Here is a 23,299-nt window from a genome sequence, read left to right as displayed (position 1 = left end):
GCTGTCTTTTTCCCAGATTTTACCATGCAAATTATTTCAAAGTTGAAAGAGAATTACGTAGATTCTTTAAATAGAATGTGATTAGCAGCAGACCTGAGACACTATATTTCTCCTTCTCTCCGTACTTAAACCCATCCATTAAATATTTATAGGCAACCAATGCATTCTCCTCGTTGTAAAATAGCTCTTTCCATGAAACAGGAACGTCTTCCCATTGTTTCAGTACAATGCCATTTTGCGCATAAGTAATTGGAGATTCAATCCCATCTATCTTATAATCACTATGGACGCCAGAATTTGAGATGTGCTGAAAGTATGCAATAGAATAATCTAAAAAGTTTAATGCCCGGGCCTTTACCTCTTGATCATTTTCAGCACTTGTCGGAATATTACGCCAAAGATTGACTACACTATCAAATTTACTAGGTTGCTCGCGAATGGGTGTTTTGTCCAATTCAAAATTGAGAAACAACCGTTCCGTATTTGGCAAATGGGCTGAATTGAATTGGGAGAAATCACCTTTCAATTGTACGAAATTCTTTTTTACTTGAATTATATCCAAAGAGAGGGTTCCCTTTTTATCATCCACCAATTCAATTTTATCCCCTTCAAATCGATATTTGCCATAGATCAAGATATCACCTATCGCGAGGACAAATTGTCCTTTATTCTGAAGGGAGAGAAAGGAACGATGATGAAGTGGATGATCACAATATGTATCAGGTTCAATATTTAGTGGATCCTTAGTTTTGGCCTCTAGGTAGCCGTCATTGGTATAACCGCAGATAACTTGATAATTTCCGATCGGAAATTCTTTTTTCTTCCCAAAGAAAGCGCAAGAGGATAAGAATATCGTTGAAATAATTAGCAGTAATAGTTTCAAGACAGATCGTTTATAATGGTCAATATATTGATTATTCAGTACCAATTTAAACAAAATCCATCAGAGTAAGAGATCCCTGACTGTCCCAAGACAAAAATTTTGTCAGAGGAAGCAAAATACGATTTAAAACCTCAACTTAATGAATCGAAAAAGGTCTAAATTCCTTTACGAACTTAGACCTTTTTCGATTCAAATTTATGGGAATCAAGACGGACCCTCCAAAGTAAATTCCGATTTGTAATCAAGGATTAATTTACAAGACGTCCACTTTTATTCTTTATAAAGATCAACTAACCCTTCAGGCAATTCCACTTCAATAATCTCTTCTTCTCCATTTATGCCAACGATTAAGTCATCGGATAGTGGGAACATCAATTCTTTACCGTCCATATCAACTGTCGCGACGAATTGTTGTGGAAATTCCTGTACATCTGTAATTTCCCCCAGTTCACCATGAGTTTCATCAATCACCAAAAAGCCGATCAAATCCGTATATCTAAAATCATCGGGATCCCGTTCTGGCATTTTATCATTGGGTAGATAAACCTTTTTGTGAACGAGCACCTGTGCCTTGTCGATATGATCGACATCTTCAAATGTCACGTAGGCGGTACTATTTTTCTGCAGTTTTATAGCATCGATAAAATAAGGTACAAGCTTTTTGTTGACCTCCAAAAAAACGACATCTATATCCAAACTCTCATAGTCTTCAAATTCGAAAAACAGTTGCATCTCGCCTTTTAGACCTCGTGTTTTGCTGATATAGCCTATATAAAAACTTTGATCAATAGTCATTTTGTAGTATTGCGTATTGGGATATTAGTATTGAGATGCTTTTCTTTCCAGCTTCCACTGTAAATTCAGCATCTATTTAATTTTCATTTTCTTGTATAGCGGTATGATGGTATAGCTGCTCCTATTTTAAATTAGAGCAATCAGCATCACATTTTAACACATAAACTATTTTATTAAAAAAGCCGGCTCAAGATTGAGTCGGCTTTCTCGAATACTTTATGAAAGAATTAACCTTCAGTTTCTTCTGATGCAGGAGCTTCAGTCTCTTCAGCAGCAGGTTCTTCTGCTACAGGAGCATTTTTAGCAGCTACAGCAGCAGCTTTTTCTTCTTTTTTCTTCGCTTCAGCAGCTAAAGCAGCTTTCTTAGCATCAGCTTTAGATTGAGCTAAACCATCTTTTTTACCAGAGATTCTAGCTTCGTTAGCTTCAGTCCAAGCAGTGAATTTAGCTTCAGCAGCAGTTTCATCAAAAGCACCTTTTTTCACACCACCTTGTAAGTGTTTTTTGTAAAGAACACCTTTGTAAGAAAGGATAGCACGAGCTGTGTCAGTAGGTTGAGCACCTTTATTCATCCAATCCAAAGCTTTTTCAAAATCCAAAACGATAGTTGCAGGATTTGTGTTTGGGTTGTAAGAACCGATACGTTCGATGAATTTACCATCACGTGGAGCGCGAGAATCCGCTACGACTACGTGGTAAAAAGGACGTCCTTTTTTACCATGTCTTTGCAATCTGATTTTAGTTGCCATTTCTTAATTTTATTTTATGTATTCAACATATCCCCCGAGCTTCATACTAGAGGGGATGCAAAGATAGTTATTTTTTTTTATTCATAGACATAATTTAATAAAAATTCGCTGAAAATGACATCCTTAACTCCTTCAAAATCCCCTTTAACAACGTAATTCATTGCCGTAGGTTTGCCACTAGCGTCCAAGGTAATTTTTACAGGCGTTTTCTTTGCCCAATCTGGCGGCATTTCCTGATTGGTCTTCCCCTGAACCGAGGTAGAGAAAAAAGCATTTTCCAAATTTTTGGACTAAATTAGATACAAATTAAGCCTATTTTTTTCAGTTAAAATAATCTTCGGCATTTTTGCCAATTCACATTTTACTTTCTACCTTCATTCCATGAAATCTGTTGCGCCATTAAAAATACTTAAAGCTTCGGCCGGTTCCGGAAAAACCTTTAGTCTGACACTACATTATCTAACATTATTGCTGTCCAATGAAAACAGCTATAAGGAGATATTGGCGGTAACGTTTACCAACAAGGCCACCGCAGAAATGAAAGAGCGCATACTCTCCGTGCTCCACGGCCTAGCTATTGGCGACCTCAGTCCCAAAATCGAAGATTTCAGAAAATTATTGCTGCAGCAACAACCCGATTGGACAAGCTATTTGATCCAGGAGAAATCCTATCGTGTCTACCGTCGAATCTTACACGATTACAGTCATTTTACCATCAGTACAATTGATGGTTTTTCTCAAAAAGTTATCCGTGCTTTCACCTATGAGCTCAACCTCGACGCAGCCTACAAGATAGAAATGAATGTCAATAAAGTCAAAAATGAGTTGACAGTCATGCTCAATCAGCTGCTTGATGAGCGCCCCGACCTCCTCGATTGGATCATCACCTATGCGGAGAAAAAAATAGCCAAAAATGAAAACTGGAACTATCGACAACAATTGATGGGCCTGGCTAACCTTATTTTCTCTGAAAATTTCCAGGAGTTTGACAGCTATATTAATTCAGCTAACCCAAGGGAAGTCTTCAATCTCCTGAATCAAGAAATCGAACAAAAAATAAACGCCTTTACAGAAGCACTTTCACTGACCATCGAAACTTTCAATGATACGTTCAAAAGATTCAACATCAGTGAAAATGAGCTCAAGGGAAAATCACGCAATAAGATTATCTCGGCTAGCAAGACCAGTAAAAAGACAGACAAGTTAAGTTCTTCCGAAATTGCCAAGATATTAGACAAATATGTTCAATTAATTGACAATGAGGACGCATTTACAGATAGTGACAAAAATATACGTTACGATCTCCAATCAGCGCTTGCTCCCATCTTACAGTCTTTTCGGACACTACAGGAGAATCTGGCAGCGTACATTGCTTATCAGGCTGTACAAAACAATCTCTATTACCTACGTTTGCTCAAAGAAATGAGCGACTTACTAACCCAATGGCGTAAGGAAAACGGCGCTCAATTAATCTCCGATTCACAGATCCTGTTAAATAAACTTGGGATCGACGAGAACAGCGATCCTACATTCATCTGGGAAAAGATCGGCAATCGCTTCAATTATTTTTTATTCGACGAATTTCAGGACACCTCTCGTATTCAATGGAAAAACTACAGTCCCCTATTGATCAATGCACTTGCCGATGCCAATGGCACACTGAGTGAGCATCTAATTGTTGGTGATGTCAAACAGAGTATATACCGTTGGCGAAACGGAGATTGGCGCATATTGCTCCAACAGGTCGAACAGCAAATTGGTCATGCGTTCCACTTGGATGAGAGTGCCAAAACCAGCTTTATTGAAAATGGTAGTCTTGACACAAATTTTAGAAGTCTCCCAAATATCATACTGCTAAACAACTATCTTTTTAGCAGTATCCCCCAACATCTGCAGCGTGTTCTCAATGAAAAAGTAGACGAAAACTTAGACGAAGAGGGGAAACGTTGGTGGGCAGCCTCAGGCAATGATAATATGCTTGTTAAAGCCTATGAACATAGTCAACAGGAAATCCCTGCACACAAAAAGGGGGATCTCGACAAATTGGGATCCATCGAGATTTCGTATATCTCTGTGTCAGATGGACGCTACAGGAGAAACCAGGTCATCGAAGAATCTCTTCATCTTTTATGCAAGAAGATAGGTGAATGGTTTCATACCGGCCGATACCATGCCAAACAAATAGGCATCCTTGTACGTAGTAATGCACAAGCGAAATTGGTTATCCAAAAATTGATGGATTTCAAAAAAGAAGAGAATCTTAGTTTTGAGGTTATCTCCGGAGATGCGCTATCATTAGCCAGCAACGACGCTGTACTCTTGTTGATAGAAACATTAAAAGCGCTCGTATATAATTCGGATAAACATAGCATTCATAAAGCAAAAATGGTCTATCTCTATCAGACCATCCAGAAAAATACGGTCAATCAAACCGCTTGGTTAACCTTTGCTTCAAACGACATCCGTGCGCTGAAAGATTTTCTTCCCCACGCATTGATCGATTCCTGGGAAATTTGGCAAAAACAGCCTTTGGTTCATTTAATAGAAAAACTTATCGAAATCTATGGCTTCACAACGGAACAGAACATTCACCTTCCTTACCTATTGGCTTTCAAGGATATGATTTCGGCCTTCTCGACCAATGGTGAGCGTGGAATTATTCAGTTTCTAGAATTCTGGGAAGAAGATGGCAATCGTATAGTACTCCCCTCTAATGGTGATATAAACGCAATTGAGGTAACAACAATCCATAAATCAAAAGGGCTTGCTTATGATGTTGTCATGCTCCCTTTCTGTTCCTGGGATCTGGACGGGATGATTAATGGAGATTTCTGGATCGACACTTACGATACACCATTTGCCCAGTTGGGGAAAATTCCCATAAAATATACCACGACAGTTGGAAAGTCTGTGTTTTTCAAACAGTATTTTGAGGAAATGTTATTCAATTATATGGACGCGCTAAATACGTTTTACGTAGCTACAACACGTGCCGTTGAACACCTCTATATTACTGCTCCATCATTTAAAGAATCTGTAGACAAAAAGACCGGCGAAATTACGGGATATGATATCAAGGATGAATATATAAGCGATATACTCTATCAAGTCTTGGATTCATCTGTTGCTCCATTTACATTAGAAGATGCCCATATAAAGGTCGATCAGACCATCGAACGAGTTGCCCATCAAAGTCAAGAAGACAATATCATTGCTCTCAGCCACTACCCGATTTCCAAAGAATTGGAGATGGCCCTGGAGAAATCCAGCACACGCACGATCAACGATATTATGATGCTGGAAAAAGCGGCGCAATATGGGATATTGGCCCATGAAATTATGTCCCAGATCGCCAAAGAAAAAGATATTTCCAGATTAGTCCGTCAGCTCATTCAGGAAGGTATACTCTCAAAAGAGGAAGAGCCCCACCTGATGCAAGAAATCAATCGGATCTGGAACCATCCCATCATCAATCAGTGGCTTACTGGGAAATATAAAATCTGGAATGAAGCCAGTATCATTACCGCTAAAGGAGAAACCATCCGCCCCGATAAAGTCTTCACATCTGAGGAAGAAACAATTGTCCTCGACTTTAAATTTACACAAACCGATTATATCGGACATAAATATCAGGTTGACAACTATAAGCAAAACTTAGAGAACCTAGGCTACAACAATGTTAAAGCCTACCTCTACTATGCTAAATCAAATCAATTAATTGAAGTAAAATAAACGATCACGATGCAAACAGCCTTTTTAAAATTAGTAGCGGCGGATATTCAACAACGTTTTGGAAACGATTTGAGTGAGATTGCCATCGTGTTTAACAATAAACGTCCGATTACATATCTTAAAAAAAATCTTGCCGATGTCTATGGACAGGCAATCTGGTCTCCCCAGTTTTTTACTATACAGGAATTCTTCAAATTATCGACCAATGACGCCGAGGCGAGCCCCTTGGGACAGTTCTTTCATCTGTTTAAAATCCATAACCAACTTTTGGCCACAGAAGGCAAAGAACCAGAAACATTAGAAGAATTTTACCCTATCGCCGAGATTATATTGAGTGACTTTGGACAACTGGATTATGACCTGGTTCCCATAGATCAGATCTATATGGAGCTTTATGATAATACCAAAATCGATATTGCTTTTCAACACCTTACGCAAGAACAACAAGGGTTTATCCGTCAGTTTTGGCAATCCTTTTCCATTGCTGGTCATAGTGGTGTACAAGAGCGATTTCTACAATTATGGAAAAGACTGCCAGTTTTATACACAAGGTTTAAAGAAACACTTAAAGCTGGTGGTCAGACTAATTATCCGACGATTTATCGTGATCTGGTCGAGAGCAAAGCTACACTTCAGGACTTTACATCATCCTTTAAACAGATTCTGTTCGTCGGATTCAATGCCCTAAATAGAGCCGAAGCTAAATTATTCCGTCAATGGCAAGAAGAAGGAAAGGCACTATTTTACTTCGATGCAGATGCCTATTATCTAGAAGACAATATGCAAGAAGCGGGTCTGTTCATTCGTCGGAATATCTTTCAGACCGGACTTGTTAACGCACTCGGCAGCAGCCCCAATATTATAGGTAACAGAACCTCAACGGTAAACTTATATGCAAGCACAGGAAAAATAAGTCAGACAAAATTACTATATGACATTCTTGAAAAACAAAATAACAAGGAGCAAACCTCAGCCATTTTATTAGCTGATGAGAACCTATTGGTTCCTCTATTGCAAAGTCTTCCTGATGTTAATCCCAATATTACTACTGGCTACCCCTTAACCCAATCCCCTATTTATGGTATATTGGATTTATGGATGGAAGTGCATTTAGAAATTTCGCAGTTAAAGAGGAACAAGATCTCTTATCAGACCATTGAGACATTCATAAATCATCCTTTAACACAGGTTTCCTTGGAAGACAAGCTGCAAATTCAGAAAGAAATCGCTGATAAGCAATTATTTGAAATCGCACTGGAAGAACTCCATTTCAAAAGCGCACTACCTCAATTTTTCGTTCCGATTGTACACGCGGCGCAATTGATCCCTTCGCTCATCACAATTGTTGACGATCTGCTACATAGTATTTCCGCACATGAACGCATCCGTCAGATTGACAACAACCTGTTGATAGAAACCAAAAAGACACTCAACCAATTACTCTTGGGATTTGAGACAGTGGCGCCTTTAAGTATCAGCTTCCAGATTGGTCTGATCAAGAAAGCCATATCGCCGATAAATTCTGCGATAGAAGGAAATCCACTGGAGGGTATCCAGATTATGGGACTTCTGGAAAGCCGTTGTTTAAATTTTGATAATGTATATATTTTAGGTGCAAATGAAGGTATCCTACCCAAAACATCAAATTCCCCAACCTTTATCCCCAACAGCCTGAGAAGAGCCTATGGGCTGCCAATATTAGAAAATCAAGATGCACTGTCAGCCTATTTGTTTTATAGACACTTTCAATATAGTGAGGGTATCCATATTTTTTACAATGGACTTGTAGACGAAAGTTCAACAGGAGAGGAAAGTAGATTTATCAAACAGCTTGAGTTCGAGAGCAAGTTTAATTTTGAACGCAAGATTCAACAACAAACGATCCAATTCGCCGACAAAACAAAAGAGATTATCATCGAAAAACAGGGCGAAGTATGGGAAAAGATGTATGAGGACTTTATTGTCGACCAAAAGAGAATATCAGCAACAGCATTCACAACCTACCTGCAATCGCCATTGCAATTTTTCCTCAAACATATTGCGAATATCAAAGAACCACCTTCCATTTCACAGGAATTTGAAATGAACAAGTTGGGGACAGTTATCCACAATGTCATGGAGAAAATATTCCTACCCTTCAAAGATCAGAAAGACTTTGTACCAACGAATATCCTGCAGCAGCACTTCAATCAGATCGAATCTTTTGTTGTCCGGGAAATAGGCTTTCAATATCAGGTTGAATTAAATTCTACGAGCGATTTAAATAGCCTACAGCGGATCATGCTAAAGATCGCCTCTGAATATATCAAAATGTATCTCGAATATGATATCGCCAATTATAAGGCTTTCCGTATTATAGAACTTGAAAACGACACAGATTACACACTTCCATTCCCTATTTCTGTAAATGGTAAAGAAGAACAGGTTACTTTATACGGTATCATCGACCGTGTCGACGAAGTCGTCACACATGATGATCGTATCATCAGCCGGATTGTCGATTACAAGACAGGAGGTGACTCAGTTATATTTAGAGAGATCGATCAAGTGTTTGCACCAAACACCGAAAATAAAGCACTGATACAAACACTTTTCTATGCCTATGTATTTGAGCAAAAAACAGGTCGGAAGCAACTGGAGCCACATCTATATGTCGCCCGAAAAATGCGTGAAGAAGGAACTTTGTTTAATGGCAAAGAAGGTGTATTGACCGCCGACTTTCTCGCCTTTCAAAAAGAGAACTTCGTGGAGTTCCTAAGCAATATACTCAGTGAGATTTTTAATCCTGAAATTCCATTTAGACATAATCCAGATGCGACCATCTACCCCAGCGATCCTTATACGCTGTTCTACAGAGAAGCAAGCAAATGGGCAGAAAATGAAGAATCGGTCTAAGAAAAATCATACCCTGTAGATCAAACAGGTCTAGACGATAAAAATAAAGGGAATATCAATTGATACCCCCTTTATTTTTATCGTTTATTTCTCTTAATGGCATTATTTGCGCGACGCTTGGCTGTATTTATTTTGTAATGAAACCAATGATCCTTAAAGATCTTCCGCATCGTATTATCAAAATGTCTTGTTATAAAAAGATTTCGTGCCCCTTGTAATTTCTCGCTGATCGAATTAGCCAATGCTCTTACCGAAATCGAATATCCTTCAGTCTCATATTGTATATAGTGCCACCATCCAGCGGGCATGTATAGTGTTTCTCCGGGATGGATCACAGCTTCATATCCTTCCAGATATTCTATTCCCGGAAATTCCTCCACATTGCTATACTTCGGATTAGCGATACTATGAAAGTTGTACGGCAACTTATACATCAGATCCGATTGATCATTCGGGAAAAGCCAGATCCGTTTTAGTCCCTGAAATTGTGAAATGAATACATGGGACATATCAATATCAAAGTGATTGCGGGTGCTAGACCCCTCTCCTCCGAAAAACATAAATGGTAGCCACTGCAACACTTTTCCTCCGGTCACATCATTATAAATAACATCCTGCTTTAATTCAGGACGTATTTTGAGCAGATTGAACAGAAATAATCGCAACTCGGTAGGTTCCTTGGTAATCAGATCCAAATATTCCGCAAATGTCATTTGCCCCACAGGAGCACTGGCAGCACGGTCCATTGAATCTTCTTCTTTTCCATAGACATCAATCTTAATATCCCCGGCTATTTCCTTAAAGTAATCATAACTCCATTTCTTCAATGCTGGACTATCAGCACTAATAAAATCTGTAATGACCACCGGAAACCCTGGTTTCAGATAGTTTTTTAAAAAGTCTTCTGATCGAATGCCCGAAATTTTATCAACTTGCTTTAACTTCACGACTGACTAATTTTGCTTAATTACAAACATAAAAAAAATATCTCTACCAAATTTTAAAAATAACGTCTACACGTTATTTTAATTGGAATAAATAACCCCAATACAATTTAATAGAAATATAATTAAAATCTCAGTGACATCTGTCACTTTTATTACATTTCATCTTACCACAATCCAGTTCCATCATATAGAACCTTATTTTAACAAACCAAATGAGTCACCTGTTATAACAACTCAATTATCTACAAACTGTATGCCTTGATCAAGTTCCTAGCAGGTTTCTTTATCAACCGCATGAAAACTAAGCGACTATTTTTATTGTGATTGTGCTAGACGGGCAAACTCAATGCAATCATAATACATTGAATCCCACAGAATAACCAAATCCAACAAAAAAAGGGTTTAAAAAACCCCTTTATATCATCAACCTAAGATAGGTTATTATTTATTCACTTTTTTAATGTATTCTTCTACAGCCATCGTCATACTAGGTGCTTTTGGTGTAGGAGCAGGAATATCCAATATCAATCCATGTTCTAAGAGAGCCTGTTGTGTTGAAGCTCCAAACGCAGCGATACGGGTATTGTTTTGCTTAAAGTCCGGGAAGTTGTCATATAGCGACTGAACACTAGAAGGACTAAAGAATACAATTACATCATAAAATACATCCTTAAGATCACTCAGATCACTTACCACAGTTCTAAAAAGAACTGCCGGGGTAAACTTATAGCCATTTTGTTGTAACCAATTGCTTGTTTCTTCATTAGCAACATCCGAACAAGGAAACAGGAAGTTTTCAGCCTTATGTTTTTTCAAAACTTCTTCCAGATCTTTAGCCGTTTGTTTACCAAAGAAAATTTTTCGTTTTCTATATTGAATATATTTTTGAAGATAAAGGGCGATCGTCTCTGAAATGCAGAAATATTTCATTTCTGCCGACACTTCAAACCGCATCTCTTCACAGATCCTAAAATAATGATCTACAGCATTTCTACTTGTAAATATTACCGCAGTGTGATCTGCTAAATTAACTTTATCCCTACGCACATCTTTGGCAGGAACTCCTTCTACGTGTATAAAACCTCGAAAGTCTAATTTTAACCCGTATTTCTTTGCTAAATCATAATAAGGGGACTTATCGTTTTCAGGTTTTGGTAAAGTCACCAGTACACTTTTTACCTTCTTTGCTCTTTCTACGTCTGAAGTTTGCATATTAACCAGTTTTAGCTCAATAATCTTAACAGTATTAATATTGGTGCTATTTCTAGGCAACAAAGGTACAAAATTAAATAGGAAATTGAAAATTTATACATCGACATAATATGTGCCGCTGTCTTAAGAAATCTATATAAGAATAATAGGATTGCTCCAACAATAGCCAAATGTAAAACGACGCCAACAGCGCTTAATGGGACAAGACTCAGTATTAATAACACTGGAAGCATCAAAAAGAGTGTGTTAAAATAAATCAGATATAACACCGTCACATATTCTTTTACCAGCTTCCTAATTTCAAAAACAAAAGATAAAAATCGGATAAAGCCAATTTTTAAGGCAAATAGTCCACCGACCATACCTACTGTTTTAATATAATTGGGAAAGGTAATAAAATCAAAGCGGTTCAATTCATAAGCATAAAATAAACTAACAAATAGCGCCATTGCTCCCGAAAACAATACAAACAGAAAAATGAACGGCCAAGAGGTTAGGATCGTATCTTCCTTACTAACCGACAACAACACCCGGTCATCAAAATAACCCTGAAAGACCAATTTTATATCTGAAGGAAAAAATATACGAATTAACCCAACCCCAAATATCAGAAAGAGCACAGTAAATAATATCCAGTTCTCCCGGTGCGGCTTAGGGCTTCCATATTGTCGTGCCAAAACATTATTATGCTGCTCACCTTTAAAATACTGTTTCACATCATAGTTATACATATTGTGAACCACCAATCCCTCCGTTTCTACAGTGACAATCCGATATTGTTTCTGCAGTGCTGGATTTAAGGATGCCAGAACCTCCTGGTTAGGCGACAGAATAGAATCTCTTAAAATATGTGTACTATCGGGTAGGGATAGGCTATCTTGGACTACATGTCGCAATGTCCGTCGCTGTGCGCTCAACTGTACAACCGAAAACACAAAGAGGATTACAAAGACAATAAAATATTTAAAGATGTTAACTTTCATTGAAATAAACTGTTCCTTAACGGCGATGAAGAAATCATAGACCTTTTAAATTCGAAACTTTTTTATGGTCGTAAAGTTAGGATAAAAAGTTATATTGCATTCAAAAAATCTTTACAGAACATGCCAAAAGAAATTATACGATGCCAATGGTGCGGATCTGATGAACAGTATGTCAACTATCACGATAAAGAATGGGGACGACAAGTCAAGGACGATAAAACCTTATTTGAATTTTTAGTGCTAGAGTCGGCTCAGGCTGGTTTGAGCTGGATTACGATCCTCCGCCGAAGAACAGCCTATCAGGAAGCCTTTGCCAATTTTGATGTCAGCAAAGTCGCGATTTATACTGCAGATCACGTCGAAGCACTCCTGAAAGATTCCGGTATTATTAAACATCGAAATAAGATCGAATCGACTATTACAAATGCACAGCTGTTCAAAAATGTGCAACTGGAATATGGCAGTTTTTACAACTACCTGTATACGTTTTTACCGGAACAGCAACCGTTGATCAACCATTGGTCGAGTTTGCAGCATGTTCCAGCAACGACCGAGATTTCCGATAAAATAGCAAAAGACATGAAGAAAAGAGGTTTCAAGTTTTTTGGTTCCACGATTTGCTATGCTTACATGCAAGCTGTGGGTATGGTCAATGATCATATTGAAACTTGTACTTTTAAATATTAAGCTACATTGCTATAGGATCAAGGAACAAAGATAAAAACGGACGACCTCGCTGAAGGATCTTTCTATCCTTAGTCCTTGATCTATTTCCAACAGCCAAGATCTTAACAGACCAAAATTTTAATCTTCAAAACTCTCAAGCACCAAGACTATAATCTAAACAGGAACATTCTTATAAATATCAGGTAAGTTGCGGCATAGACCATTAAAATCCATTCCATACCCCACAACAAACTCTTTGCTAATCTCAAAACCAACATAGGTCAGCTCTTCAAAATGATATTGCAGTGCTTCTGGCTTAACCAGAAGTGCACAGGCGATGACGCTGGCCGGATTTAACCGCTTCACAGCATCCAACGTATGTTTCAGCGAATGTCCGGAGTCTACGATATCTTCCACGATAATCACATCACGCCCTTCCAGATCGATACCCAATCCTAAAAGCTCGTTCAATTCAGATTGACCAGTACCGATATAAGAGGCCAATTTAATAAAAGACATCTCACAGGGAACTTCAATTTGTTTAAGCAAATCCGCCATAAACATAAAACAACCGTTCAAAACACCTATAAAAACAGGCTGCTTATGTTCATATCGTAGACTAATGTCTATCCCCATCAAACGTACCCTTTTCTGAATCTGTTCTTCTTCAAAAAGGGGTTCAAAAAGCAATCCGTCAATTTCTATTTTTTTCATTCCACTATATTATTTTTATCGGTATCATTTCCTTTTTCCAGACAGATTTTCCAAGGTATTGAGCACGCTAAATTTTTGAATCCACCCCTGATGTTAACAAATCAAAAGCTTTTTCAATATGAAAACTACTAATTTATAAATCTACTTTATCAGGCTACTTCTGTACTTTTTTAGGGTTCTTGTTCGCCTCGTCCTCCGTTTTTTCCTTTTCTTCCTTGTTACGACCCAGGATTTTATCGAAAATAGATCGCTTATGTTTTTCCGGTTCAGCTGTTTCCTCGTCCTGTTTTTCAGGATGAGACATCTTTTTTATGGTTTTAGGAAGGGAAACGTCTTCCAGATTATCAGTTGCTCCACCGCTCCCCAGATCATCAAATAACAATGGATCATCCCCCATATCCAATGTGTCTATCGAATCTACAACTGCAGGTCTAGCAGCACGCAGATGTGGCTGCAATAGTACCTCATAGAAACCATAAGCTGATGTGGTCGAATCAACACCTATCTGCCCTGTTTTAGTCATGATATGGCCATAGATATTAAAATAGCGCAACATATTTCCCTTAAGATGTCCAGTCCAGTCAAAAAAGTTAAGTCCTTTCTTCGGACGCGGTACGATACTGGACAAAAATATACTTTCTCCAAGTCCGAGTTGTGCAGGAGTTTTTCCAAAATAATAGCGGGCCGCTTCGGTGATCCCATAGACATTATTACCCCACTCGATAACATTGAGATAAACCTCATACATCCGCTTTTTATTTACCTGCTGCGAACGCTCCATTAGCCAGACCAATAGGATCTCCTCAAGTTTCCGAACGACAGTCTTATTACGGTTTAGAAATACATTCTTCACCAATTGCATCGATATGGTACTTGCACCCCGCTTAAAGCCTTTTTCTTTGATATTCGTGACAATAGAGAGTTTGAACGCCTTTTCTTCAAAGCCCTTATGCTTAAAGAAAAAAGGATCTTCGGTGTTGATCAGACTAATCTGCATGTAACGGGAGATTTGATCCAATGGTGTAAAATTCGGATTTTGCGGACCAACCACAATCTCACGCATCGGTTTACCATCCTCATAAGCTGTATAGGTAAAAGGTGCATTTAGCATCCCAATGTTAGCCTCGCCCCATTTCACGACATGCAGATCTTTATCATCCATTTTGGACGAAAAGAGAAGCTTATCCGGTCTTTTTAATTCTAAAGCGAAATTTAGATCGTATTGAATATGCCCCTCAACCTGAATTCCGTCCAGCCCTGGAAACAAGCCAACTGGCATCGCATCAAAAAAGTCTTGTGCCTTGATTTTATCTGTGTGAATAGCCAAAAAAAACTCTTTTTCAGGTTTATGTACATATTTTATGTATGGAGAAAAAACAAAATCTTTTACCTGTACTGTACTCTCCTTACTGACTTCAATGGAAGAAGCTCCGATATTGAGTGCTCCCTGCATGGTCGCTTCGGGGAAAATAACGTCTTTACTGGAGATACGCCAATGATTTACCTTCAGGTTTTTAAAACCCCATTGCCCGTGTAATTCCAACAACTCCTTATTACGTCGGTTGGCCTTGTCCAATCGAAAGGATATCTCATCAAAACTAACAGCCAGACCGAATTTGCGCTGCAATAGTGGGAGATTCACCTCCTTCTTATCCGAAAAAAGACGCAGATCACATTCTTGATTATCCGAATCTATTGTCCCTGCTAGGTTCCAGGCAGCCTCATGATCATTTAGCAAAAACTTAGATTCCATATCGCCACCGTCAATGACAGCAGAAGGTATGACAATACGCTGTGAAGTACTGTCGTCCTTATAAGAAAGCTCAAGATCTTTAAGATCTAGATCATTTGGGATTTTAAAGAATACATTCTTTAGTAGACGATCCGCCAACGCAGCCAAATTCTGCTTCGGATTATCGTTCTCGACTGTATCCTTCTTTTGTTTCTTAAACAGGAAATCGTAGTTGCTAATGGAATCCTTCTTGACCAAAGACACTGTTGCGTTGTCCAGAACAACCTCCCCAAGCTTTACATCACCGAATAAAAGGGGCCATAATTTAACAGATACTGTCAGATCATTAATCTGTGCCAGCGGCTCCCTATTTTTAGGTAACAACTGTATATTTTTAAACTGCACTGCATTAATTCCCTGAAAAGCATAATATTGAATTTTCAAATCCATATCATACTTTTCCAACAGCTTAGCTTTTGCTTTATTGATCGCCCCCATGAGCATCCCGTCTCTCTTTTGGTAAGCATAAGTACCTGCTGCGATTACCAAAATCAAGAAAACAGCCAAAGTAATATAAAGCCATCGCCACTTGCGGGACTTCAGTGATGTTATAAATCGATTGGACATAATTACAATTTCATGCAAATCCATGCATATCAATAGTCAAACTTAGATAAATTTGCCTTTATATACAATTATAATTACCCGGAAACCCTCCGAAGCACAGCTTATCTAAAACTCCGATTAGAATGAAGACAAGATTATCAAGCGATTTTCTGAACAATAGAAAAACAGTCTCCTTCAAAAGTTATCCCAGCGCATTCACTATACCACGCTATAGAGTCTTCAAGGATTTGTTCAGTGTTTTTGGACAATCCTTACATCATAAACAGGGAACAGTTACAACGATCTAAATTCCATTAAAAACAAACAAATGACATGAAATTGATCGGCAATGAGTAGTTTTGTATTCCATGATTTCAAATGAATAATAGATGGTTACCAAAGAACAAATATTAAATGCATTATCCTATGTTGAAGAGCCCGATTTAAAAAAGGATCTTGTAACATTGAATATGATTCAAAATATTCAGATCGAAGACCAAAAAATTGCCTTCGATGTCATATTGACTACCCCCGCCTGTCCACTAAAAGACCATATAGAGCATGCTTGCCGCAACGCCATAGCACATTTTATTGATAAAAATCTTGATGTTCAGATCAACATGACTTCCAATGTAGTCGGTAAACAGGGCGCTCAGGTTTCAGGGATTAAAAACATCATTCTGGTTTCATCAGGTAAGGGCGGTGTTGGAAAATCAACAGTCGCTGCGAACTTGGCCCTTGCACTTCATGCCAAGGGAGCAAAAACAGGTCTATTGGACGCAGATATCTATGGCCCATCACTACCGATTATGTTCGGTTTGGAAGGAGCCAAACCCGGATCTGTTGAGATGCCAGACGGTCAGGTTAAAATTGAACCACTTGAAAAATTTGGTCTAAAATTACTTTCAATAGGTTTTTTTACGGATCCTAATCAACCTATTCCATGGCGTGGTCCTATGACCACCTCGGCCATCAAACAACTTTTTAATGATGCCAATTGGGGTGAACTGGATTATCTTGTTGTCGATATGCCACCGGGAACCGGTGACATCCATATCACGGTATCACAGACTTTTCCAATCGCCGGAGCAGTTATTGTCACCACACCGCAGCAGGTAGCGCTAGCCGATGCTGTCAAAGGAATCGGCATGTTTTTAATGGACAGTATCAATATTCCACTCTTGGGAGTTGTTGAAAACATGGCTTATTTTACACCGGCAGAACTGCCTGATAACAAATATTATATCTTTGGCAAAGATGGTGGAAAACGTTTAGCCGAAGAATATAAAGTACCATTCCTTGGTGAAATACCATTGCTTAAAGGGATTTCTGATGCTGGAGACAATGGTTTCCCTGTCGCAATAGATCAAGAAGATCCTGTAACAAAATCATTTCTGACGATTGCGGAGAAGGTTGCGCAACAACTCTCCATCATCCATAGTCGGGTTTAAATATAACAGCTATTGAGACACCGGATCGACTAAACAGTCGAACTGCATTTAAATGGATTGATCAACATACCATTTCCATAAAAACAGGGGTATCCAAAAATGTTCGGATACCCCTGTTTTTCTTTAAATTCATTCATATCCCCTGCCACCGATTTTCAAATATCCAATACTTAGGGGTTTCTCTTTTATTTTTTAGACAGCATATTTTTTCACGAGATCACTCTTATCTACACATCCAGTTCTAACAGAACCGGACAATGGTCCGAATGAACCGCATTTGCTAAAATCTGTGAAGATCTGATCTGCGTCTCTAACGGTTTTGACACCATATTATAATCGATACGCCAACCCAGATTTCGGGTACGTGCACCGGCACGATAGCTCCACCAAGTATAGTTATGCGGTTCTGAATTCAAATGACGGAAAGAGTCAATGTATCCCGAGTTGATAAAGTTTTCCATCCATTCGCGTTCTTCCGGCAGAAATCCCGAAGAGTTTGCATTCGATTTAGGATTATGGATATCAATAGCGCGATGACAGATATTATAGTCACCACATACAACCAAATTAGGTTTTTCAATCAACAACTTATTGCTATATAACTGGAAATCATCCAAAAAACGATATTTAAAATCCTGCCGAACATCTCCTGTTGTTCCGGAAGGGAAATAAGTACTCATCACCGACACTTTATCAAAATCAGCACGAATGATACGCCCTTCAAAATCATAGTCTTCATGACCACAACCATATTCGACATGTGTAGGAGTAATTTTGCTGAAGATGGCCACTCCACTATACCCCTTTTTCTGTGCCGGATACCAGTAATGCTCATAACCCATTTCTTCCAGCAAGGCAACTTCCGGAATTTGATCAGGAGTGGCTTTAATCTCTTGAAGACATATGATATCTGCATTCACATTTTTCAACCAGCCTAACCAATCTTTCTTTAAAGCGGCCCGCAAACCATTCACATTATAGGTTACTATTTTCATTTGTTTAGATATGAGTATTGAGATATTAGATTTGAAACTTTACACCTTTTAATAATCTTTAGATGAGAATAAATCACCTATCTTGGTAAAGAAACCTGTTTGAGGCTTCAGCCCTTTCAGCTCACGTTCCAGATTAAGTGCTTCACGCCTGGTCAACACGTGCATGCTCATTTTTTGATCTACTTCCGGCCGATCATGTTTGTCGGTCTTCACCGCCGCAATCTGGTCGATAATTTCTATTCCCTGAACCAATTCACCAAATACCGTATAGTTCCAGTCTAGATGTGGAGCTCCACCTACTGTTGTATAGGCCTGACGTTGCGCTTCAGAAAATTTCTTGCCGTTCATCCGTGTCTGTTCTAAGCGGCTGAGATCTTCGGGGGTGAATACTTTGCCCTGAACAAGGTAGAATTGAGAGCCAGAAGATGCTTTCGCAGGATTATTGTCCCGGGCGGCACCTATTGTCCCCTTCTTGTGGAATAGTCCATCCTGGATTTCCGAAGGAATGGTATAACCGGGACCTCCATTGCCTAGCTGAGCTCCACCAACCGCGTTTCTTGAATCTGGGTCACCACCCTGTATCATAAAATTCTGAATAACCCGATGGAACAGGGTAGCATCATAATATTTGCTTTTTGCTAATTTCACAAAGTTATCCCGATATTTTGCTGTTGCATTATACAAGCGTAATATACAGGTTCCCTTGTCGGTAACAATCTGAACATATTTATACTCCGGTTTAGCTGCAAATGCCATTATCTGCAAAAAACAAAATACTGTTACTAAACAAACTTTTAAAAATCTCATACTTTAGATGACGTTTAACTCTTCAAAATAATCAATAATCAAGGACTTCATAATAAGTTCCTGCTCCAATAAGGTGTAGTTAGGAATGGGTTTTATTAGTTCCCAGTGCGGCCATCCTTCTTCATCCAGCCCCTTTAGGGTATAGAATCCCATTGCACTGAACAAACGACATGTTGCGATATGCATCAACTCCTCTTTTTGTCGCTTTGAGAAAGTCTGTGGACCTTTCCCCAATTCCTGCACACCAATAAGGAATAAACACACCTTGATGTCAGGTTTTTCCATATCAAATAAAGAAGCTATTTCACCCTGCAAGGTGCTCCACTTCTTGTTTACTTCTGCTGCTTTCATTTTTTTTCTTTAAACAAAAAAGACAAGTTCACCTGTGTTGCTTATCTTATTATCCTTTTTTTAAACATTATTCACCGAGATCTCCAAAGCCTTCCTCTCCTTTGGAATTTTTGACCATCGAAAATTAGGAATTAATTCACGATATTCAGATAATATCAATGTCATTTACGAGGATAGGGATACCTTTGCGATCACCTCCGTACAACGCTTGTCAATCATCTGAAAAACGGGGTCAAACAAATTGTCATCAAAATACGGATCAGGAACGATATCATCATCTAAAAACAATTGTACCTTCTCCAAATCATCTTTGTTTTCCGCCTGTGCACAGACATCCGCAAAATTCTGACGGTCCATGACAAAAATAAGATCATATTCATTAAAAAATGCAGGATGGAAGTGTCTTGCCCGTTGTCCGGAGATATCGACCCCATATTTCTTTGCAATCGCAATTGCCCTTCGGTCGGGCGCCTCACCAATATGCCAGTCACCTGTGCCTGCAGATTCTACAACCCAGTTTAATTGTTTATCTTTTACTTTTTGCTTCAATATCCCATGTGCCAATGGCGAACGACAGATATTTCCCAAACAGACCATTAAAATTTTCATCGAAATACTTTTTTTAAAAGCTATGTAACCATAAAGAGCAATAGATAAGGAATATCTCCATTGCTATCAACGTTCGGACAGATCGCATTTTAATTGCCCGCCGAAAAGCCCTTTAAACTTCCATGAGCATACATATGTAACTATAAATCATAAACATGTTCCAGCTCATTTTTCCAAGCGGGACCAGTTTCTCTCAACATTATTGCACAAAATAACTAAACTTAAACTATTAAAGAAACAACCCTGATGAAATCGTACTTTCCGGTTACAATCGGAGCATCCGGACGATTCCCAAGATCCTGGTATTTTCAATTAAATTTTCATGCATTCAAGCATTCACACAAAGGTTTATGACAGTGCGCACAATAGGCGATGATATCATGTACCAAAATCTCCGTGACCATATCCTTGTGGGCAGTATTTTCCCGTGACAAATGCATCAAATATTTAAAGATCTTGCTGGGCCCTAAGACAAACGATACCCTCTAATAAAAAAGGTGGCCTAACCTTACGGTTAGAACCACCTAAACTATATTAATCAACCAATTCTTAATTCAATTTTTAATATTCTACTGGGAAGCTGAGTTGAACTGCACCACCTTGCGGAGACACACCTTTTAAGCGTACAATATTACGCTGAGTGGCACCCAATGCAGATTCTACATCATCAACACTATTGACAGCTTTTCCATTAATTTCTGTAATTACTAAACCTCTTTCGACACCGAAGTAATCAAATATACCACCGCGGTTTACTTGTGTCACCACAACACCGGAGTTTACACCCAATTCTTTTTTCTTCGCTGCAGAGGCAGGAATAAAGCTTGCTCCTAATTTGTTGTAGATTTCAGTTGCGCTTTTCGAAGCTTTTCCACTCGCACCAGAAGCTGATTTAAGCGATTCTTCACCTTTCAATGTCAAGGAAACTTGTTTTTCCTTACCCTCACGCTTGTAGGTAATATTCACTTTATCACCCGGACGTAAGCGACCGATAGTTTCACTTAGTACAGGGGAACCCGTAATCACCTTACCATTGACCTTCGTTAAGATGTCCCCTTTTTTAATACCTGCAGCTTCAGCGGCTCCACCAGTGACCGCATCCTCCACATATAAACCATTAATCTCTGTAATACCTTTTTCTTTGGCCAATTCTGAGGTTATAGGCACATAACTAACACCAATATAACCACGTTTTACATTACCAAATTCAACAAAATCATCCGCAATTTTTTTCACCAAATTAACCGGAATCGCAAATCCGTAACCGGCATACACTCCAGTTGGTGACGCAATCGCTGAGTTGATACCTATTAATTCGCCCGAAGCATTTGTTAACGCTCCTCCACTGTTCCCTTTGTTGATAACGGCATCTGTCTGTATAAAAGATTCGATAGCCGAGCTCGCAAGTGGTTGCTCCGCACCACCTCCAAAAGGATTACCGCGTTGCTGTTGCCCCTCTCTTAAGATACCAATATCGCGACCTGTTGCACTGACAATACCCGCCGTCACTGTAGACTGTAAACCAAGGGGGTAACCAAACGCCAATACCCATTCACCAACATTGACATTATCCGAATTACCCATTTTTACAACCGGAAGACCTTTGCCTGCAACTTTCAATAATGCAATATCCGTATTGGGATCACGTCCGATCAATTTTGCTTCAAATGTACGTTTGTCTGTCAGTACCACCTCGATCTTATCCGCATCCTCCACCACGTGGTTATTGGTAACGATGTAACCGTCATCCGAAATAATAACACCTGATCCCGATGCCTGAACTGGTTGTGCCTGCATCTGACGGCGTCCACCACCCTGCGGCATACCGAAAAATTCTTCAAACATATCAAAAGGAGATCCCTGCGATTGTTGGGAACCCTTTCTACTATATGTTGTCTTAATATGTACCACACCTGGAGCTACCGCAGCAGAAGCTTGTGTAAAATCAGGATTACCTGTGGAAGACATCACACCTGTAGGATTATTGGCAAAATAAACTTTCTGTTTCTCTTCGAAAGACATGCCATCTAATTTCTTATTCTCAATAAGCTTGTAACCACCTAATGCTACTGCTCCACCGAAAACAGCTGTTAATAGCGTTAAACCGACCTTATTCATAAACTTATCTATATTTTAAATTGTCTTAATATAAGCTGATAATTTTTGCTCTTAAAATTACCGATTTTATTCGGATATGTTCAAATGTAATACCATTTCAAGGCCTTCGGAAAATCCGACACGTTAAAAAATGTTAATTGCTAGACAAATGCAATAATTTTAACAAATCTTAACTTTCTGCCGGATTTTTGTAACAAAAAAACGTATTTTTGTTACTACAAATCAACATAATGGCATCGAAAGTAAGATTTTCAAAATATCAAGGAGCGGGAAATGATTTCATTTTAGTGGACAATCGCAACAATTCATTTAACCGTGCAGATGAAGCACTGGTCAAAAGCCTTTGTGACCGCAGATTTGGTATTGGTGCAGATGGGCTTATGCTGCTCCAAAACAAAGAAAATTACGACTTTGAGATGATCTATTACAATGCAGATGGACGCGAGGGCAGCATGTGTGGCAATGGCGGACGTTGTATCGTGGCATTTGCACATGACTTAGGGATTATCACTGACAAAACTGCCTTTTTGGCAGTAGACGGTATACATCATGCTTCCTTATCACCCGAGCTCGTCAATCTACAAATGATTGATGTCAGCGAATTTGGTCGCGACGACGATGCTTACATCTTGCAGACCGGCTCCCCCCATTATGTTTCCTTCGTTACAAACCTGAAAGAGAAAAATGTTTTCCAGGACGGCTTTTCGATCCGCAACAATGCGACCTATGCCAAAGAAGGTATCAACGTCAATTTTATAGAAAAAGAAGAAGATGGTTATTTCCTCCGCACATTTGAGCGTGGTGTAGAAGACGAAACTTATGCCTGTGGCACAGGTGCTACTGCAGCAGCGATGGCTGTGGCGCTACAAGCAGATCTTCAAGGCGATATCAATATTCCAATTCGCGTATTGGGCGGCCAACTCTATGTCTCCTTTCATAAAGACGGACACAATTTTACAGATGTCTTCCTCAAAGGCCCAGCACAATTTGTTTTTGAAGGCATTTTTTAATCATTAGATAGAGATATTGCCCATTGATACGTTCAAGTGTATAA

At 39.0% G+C, this 23,299-nt stretch carries 20 protein-coding genes; 6 read left to right on the top strand and 14 right to left on the bottom strand.

Annotated elements, in window-relative coordinates; genetic code table 11:
- Positions 1-31: 31 nt before the first annotated feature.
- The 4 genes from OGI71_RS21795 to OGI71_RS21780 form a co-directional block, all read right to left on the bottom strand.
- The gene (locus OGI71_RS21795; RefSeq protein ID WP_282251903.1) at positions 32-883 is read right to left on the bottom strand and encodes a hypothetical protein; all 852 of its coding nucleotides are present in this window, start codon (positions 881-883) and stop codon (positions 32-34) included.
- 270 nt (positions 884-1,153) lie between these two features.
- Positions 1,154-1,678 (bottom strand): ribosome maturation factor RimM, encoded by a 525-nt coding sequence (gene rimM / locus OGI71_RS21790; RefSeq protein ID WP_282251902.1) that lies wholly within the window; start codon positions 1,676-1,678, stop codon positions 1,154-1,156.
- Between the two features lie 227 nt (positions 1,679-1,905).
- Positions 1,906-2,427 carry a 30S ribosomal protein S16 gene (locus tag OGI71_RS21785; RefSeq protein WP_108634790.1) on the bottom strand — a complete coding sequence of 174 codons (522 nt, stop codon included), beginning with the start codon at positions 2,425-2,427 and terminating at the stop codon, positions 1,906-1,908.
- A 77-nt stretch (positions 2,428-2,504) separates the two neighbouring features.
- Positions 2,505-2,708 carry a hypothetical protein gene (locus OGI71_RS21780; protein WP_282251898.1) on the bottom strand — a complete coding sequence of 68 codons (204 nt, stop codon included), beginning with the start codon at positions 2,706-2,708 and terminating at the stop codon, positions 2,505-2,507.
- A gap of 100 nt (positions 2,709-2,808) precedes the next feature.
- Here OGI71_RS21780 and OGI71_RS21775 point away from each other — a divergent pair, with 100 nt between their 5' ends.
- The gene (locus OGI71_RS21775) at positions 2,809-6,159 is read left to right on the top strand and encodes a UvrD-helicase domain-containing protein (protein ID WP_282251897.1); all 3,351 of its coding nucleotides are present in this window, start codon (positions 2,809-2,811) and stop codon (positions 6,157-6,159) included.
- A 9-nt stretch (positions 6,160-6,168) separates the two neighbouring features.
- Positions 6,169-9,054 carry a PD-(D/E)XK nuclease family protein gene (locus tag OGI71_RS21770; RefSeq protein WP_282251895.1) on the top strand — a complete coding sequence of 962 codons (2,886 nt, stop codon included), beginning with the start codon at positions 6,169-6,171 and terminating at the stop codon, positions 9,052-9,054.
- Positions 9,055-9,131: 77 nt separating this feature from the next.
- On the opposite strand, the gene OGI71_RS21765 is transcribed toward OGI71_RS21770, so the two are convergent.
- The 3 genes from OGI71_RS21765 to OGI71_RS21755 form a co-directional block, all read right to left on the bottom strand.
- Complete coding sequence (locus OGI71_RS21765; protein ID WP_282251893.1) at positions 9,132-10,001, bottom strand: cupin-like domain-containing protein; 870 nt, start codon at positions 9,999-10,001, stop codon at positions 9,132-9,134.
- Between the two features lie 441 nt (positions 10,002-10,442).
- On the bottom strand, positions 10,443-11,213 hold the full coding sequence (locus tag OGI71_RS21760; protein ID WP_077437140.1) for a uroporphyrinogen-III synthase: 771 nt from the start codon (positions 11,211-11,213) through the stop codon (positions 10,443-10,445).
- Positions 11,214-11,224: 11 nt separating this feature from the next.
- The gene (locus OGI71_RS21755; protein WP_282251890.1) at positions 11,225-12,196 is read right to left on the bottom strand and encodes a DUF4271 domain-containing protein; all 972 of its coding nucleotides are present in this window, start codon (positions 12,194-12,196) and stop codon (positions 11,225-11,227) included.
- Between the two features lie 120 nt (positions 12,197-12,316).
- Here OGI71_RS21755 and OGI71_RS21750 point away from each other — a divergent pair, with 120 nt between their 5' ends.
- On the top strand, positions 12,317-12,883 hold the full coding sequence (locus tag OGI71_RS21750; RefSeq protein ID WP_282251889.1) for a DNA-3-methyladenine glycosylase I: 567 nt from the start codon (positions 12,317-12,319) through the stop codon (positions 12,881-12,883).
- A gap of 153 nt (positions 12,884-13,036) precedes the next feature.
- On the opposite strand, the gene OGI71_RS21745 is transcribed toward OGI71_RS21750, so the two are convergent.
- Positions 13,037-13,576: a phosphoribosyltransferase family protein gene (locus OGI71_RS21745; protein ID WP_121120772.1), complete on the bottom strand. Its 540-nt coding sequence runs from the start codon at positions 13,574-13,576 to the stop codon at positions 13,037-13,039.
- Between the two features lie 154 nt (positions 13,577-13,730).
- Positions 13,731-15,935 (bottom strand): biosynthetic peptidoglycan transglycosylase, encoded by a 2,205-nt coding sequence (locus OGI71_RS21740; RefSeq protein WP_282251886.1) that lies wholly within the window; start codon positions 15,933-15,935, stop codon positions 13,731-13,733.
- A 122-nt stretch (positions 15,936-16,057) separates the two neighbouring features.
- On the opposite strand from OGI71_RS21740, the gene OGI71_RS21735 reads away from it, so the two are divergent.
- Positions 16,058-16,222 carry a hypothetical protein gene (locus OGI71_RS21735; RefSeq protein WP_282251883.1) on the top strand — a complete coding sequence of 55 codons (165 nt, stop codon included), beginning with the start codon at positions 16,058-16,060 and terminating at the stop codon, positions 16,220-16,222.
- Between the two features lie 81 nt (positions 16,223-16,303).
- Positions 16,304-17,365 carry an Mrp/NBP35 family ATP-binding protein gene (locus OGI71_RS21730; protein ID WP_282251881.1) on the top strand — a complete coding sequence of 354 codons (1,062 nt, stop codon included), beginning with the start codon at positions 16,304-16,306 and terminating at the stop codon, positions 17,363-17,365.
- A gap of 227 nt (positions 17,366-17,592) precedes the next feature.
- On the opposite strand, the gene OGI71_RS21725 is transcribed toward OGI71_RS21730, so the two are convergent.
- From OGI71_RS21725 to OGI71_RS21705, 5 genes are all read right to left on the bottom strand, one after another.
- Complete coding sequence (locus OGI71_RS21725) at positions 17,593-18,360, bottom strand: exodeoxyribonuclease III (RefSeq protein WP_282251880.1); 768 nt, start codon at positions 18,358-18,360, stop codon at positions 17,593-17,595.
- 48 nt (positions 18,361-18,408) lie between these two features.
- Positions 18,409-19,116, bottom strand: coding sequence for a peptidylprolyl isomerase (locus tag OGI71_RS21720; RefSeq protein ID WP_282251879.1), 708 nt, complete (start codon positions 19,114-19,116; stop codon positions 18,409-18,411).
- Between the two features lie 54 nt (positions 19,117-19,170).
- Entirely contained in the window at positions 19,171-19,518 is a 348-nt protein-coding gene (locus tag OGI71_RS21715) for a hypothetical protein (protein WP_282251878.1), read from the bottom strand.
- A 165-nt stretch (positions 19,519-19,683) separates the two neighbouring features.
- Positions 19,684-20,127, bottom strand: a complete 444-nt coding sequence (locus OGI71_RS21710) for a low molecular weight protein-tyrosine-phosphatase (protein WP_282251876.1) — start codon at positions 20,125-20,127, stop codon at positions 19,684-19,686.
- A 561-nt stretch (positions 20,128-20,688) separates the two neighbouring features.
- The gene (locus OGI71_RS21705; RefSeq protein WP_282251873.1) at positions 20,689-22,245 is read right to left on the bottom strand and encodes a Do family serine endopeptidase; all 1,557 of its coding nucleotides are present in this window, start codon (positions 22,243-22,245) and stop codon (positions 20,689-20,691) included.
- Between the two features lie 230 nt (positions 22,246-22,475).
- Here OGI71_RS21705 and dapF point away from each other — a divergent pair, with 230 nt between their 5' ends.
- Complete coding sequence (dapF, locus tag OGI71_RS21700; RefSeq protein ID WP_282251871.1) at positions 22,476-23,255, top strand: diaminopimelate epimerase; 780 nt, start codon at positions 22,476-22,478, stop codon at positions 23,253-23,255.
- The last annotated feature ends 44 nt before the right edge of the window (positions 23,256-23,299 follow it).

This window comes from Sphingobacterium sp. ML3W, assembly GCF_029542085.1.
GTDB lineage: Bacteria > Bacteroidota > Bacteroidia > Sphingobacteriales > Sphingobacteriaceae > Sphingobacterium.
Note: the sequence above shows the minus strand (reverse complement) of the source record. Positions and strands in the feature narration are given on the sequence as shown.

Excerpts from the sequence above, each read along its gene's own strand:
- OGI71_RS21760 (WP_077437140.1), bottom strand. The coding sequence starts at position 11,213 with ATGCAAACTTCAGACGTAGAAAGAGCAAAGAAGGTAAAAAGTGTACTG.
- OGI71_RS21755 (WP_282251890.1), bottom strand. The coding sequence starts at position 12,196 with ATGAAAGTTAACATCTTTAAATATTTTATTGTCTTTGTAATCCTCTTT.
- OGI71_RS21745 (WP_121120772.1), bottom strand. The coding sequence starts at position 13,576 with ATGAAAAAAATAGAAATTGACGGATTGCTTTTTGAACCCCTTTTTGAA.
- OGI71_RS21740 (WP_282251886.1), bottom strand. The coding sequence starts at position 15,935 with ATGTCCAATCGATTTATAACATCACTGAAGTCCCGCAAGTGGCGATGG.
- OGI71_RS21710 (WP_282251876.1), bottom strand. The coding sequence starts at position 20,127 with ATGAAAATTTTAATGGTCTGTTTGGGAAATATCTGTCGTTCGCCATTG.
- OGI71_RS21730 (WP_282251881.1), top strand. The coding sequence starts at position 16,304 with ATGGTTACCAAAGAACAAATATTAAATGCATTATCCTATGTTGAAGAG.
- OGI71_RS21725 (WP_282251880.1), bottom strand. The coding sequence starts at position 18,360 with ATGAAAATAGTAACCTATAATGTGAATGGTTTGCGGGCCGCTTTAAAG.
- OGI71_RS21785 (WP_108634790.1), bottom strand. The coding sequence starts at position 2,427 with ATGGCAACTAAAATCAGATTGCAAAGACATGGTAAAAAAGGACGTCCT.
- OGI71_RS21735 (WP_282251883.1), top strand. The coding sequence starts at position 16,058 with ATGAAGACAAGATTATCAAGCGATTTTCTGAACAATAGAAAAACAGTC.
- dapF (WP_282251871.1), top strand. The coding sequence starts at position 22,476 with ATGGCATCGAAAGTAAGATTTTCAAAATATCAAGGAGCGGGAAATGAT.
- OGI71_RS21775 (WP_282251897.1), top strand. The coding sequence starts at position 2,809 with ATGAAATCTGTTGCGCCATTAAAAATACTTAAAGCTTCGGCCGGTTCC.
- OGI71_RS21770 (WP_282251895.1), top strand. The coding sequence starts at position 6,169 with ATGCAAACAGCCTTTTTAAAATTAGTAGCGGCGGATATTCAACAACGT.
- OGI71_RS21750 (WP_282251889.1), top strand. The coding sequence starts at position 12,317 with ATGCCAAAAGAAATTATACGATGCCAATGGTGCGGATCTGATGAACAG.
- OGI71_RS21705 (WP_282251873.1), bottom strand. The coding sequence starts at position 22,245 with ATGAATAAGGTCGGTTTAACGCTATTAACAGCTGTTTTCGGTGGAGCA.
- rimM (WP_282251902.1), bottom strand. The coding sequence starts at position 1,678 with ATGACTATTGATCAAAGTTTTTATATAGGCTATATCAGCAAAACACGA.
- OGI71_RS21715 (WP_282251878.1), bottom strand. The coding sequence starts at position 19,518 with ATGAAAGCAGCAGAAGTAAACAAGAAGTGGAGCACCTTGCAGGGTGAA.
- OGI71_RS21720 (WP_282251879.1), bottom strand. The coding sequence starts at position 19,116 with ATGGCATTTGCAGCTAAACCGGAGTATAAATATGTTCAGATTGTTACC.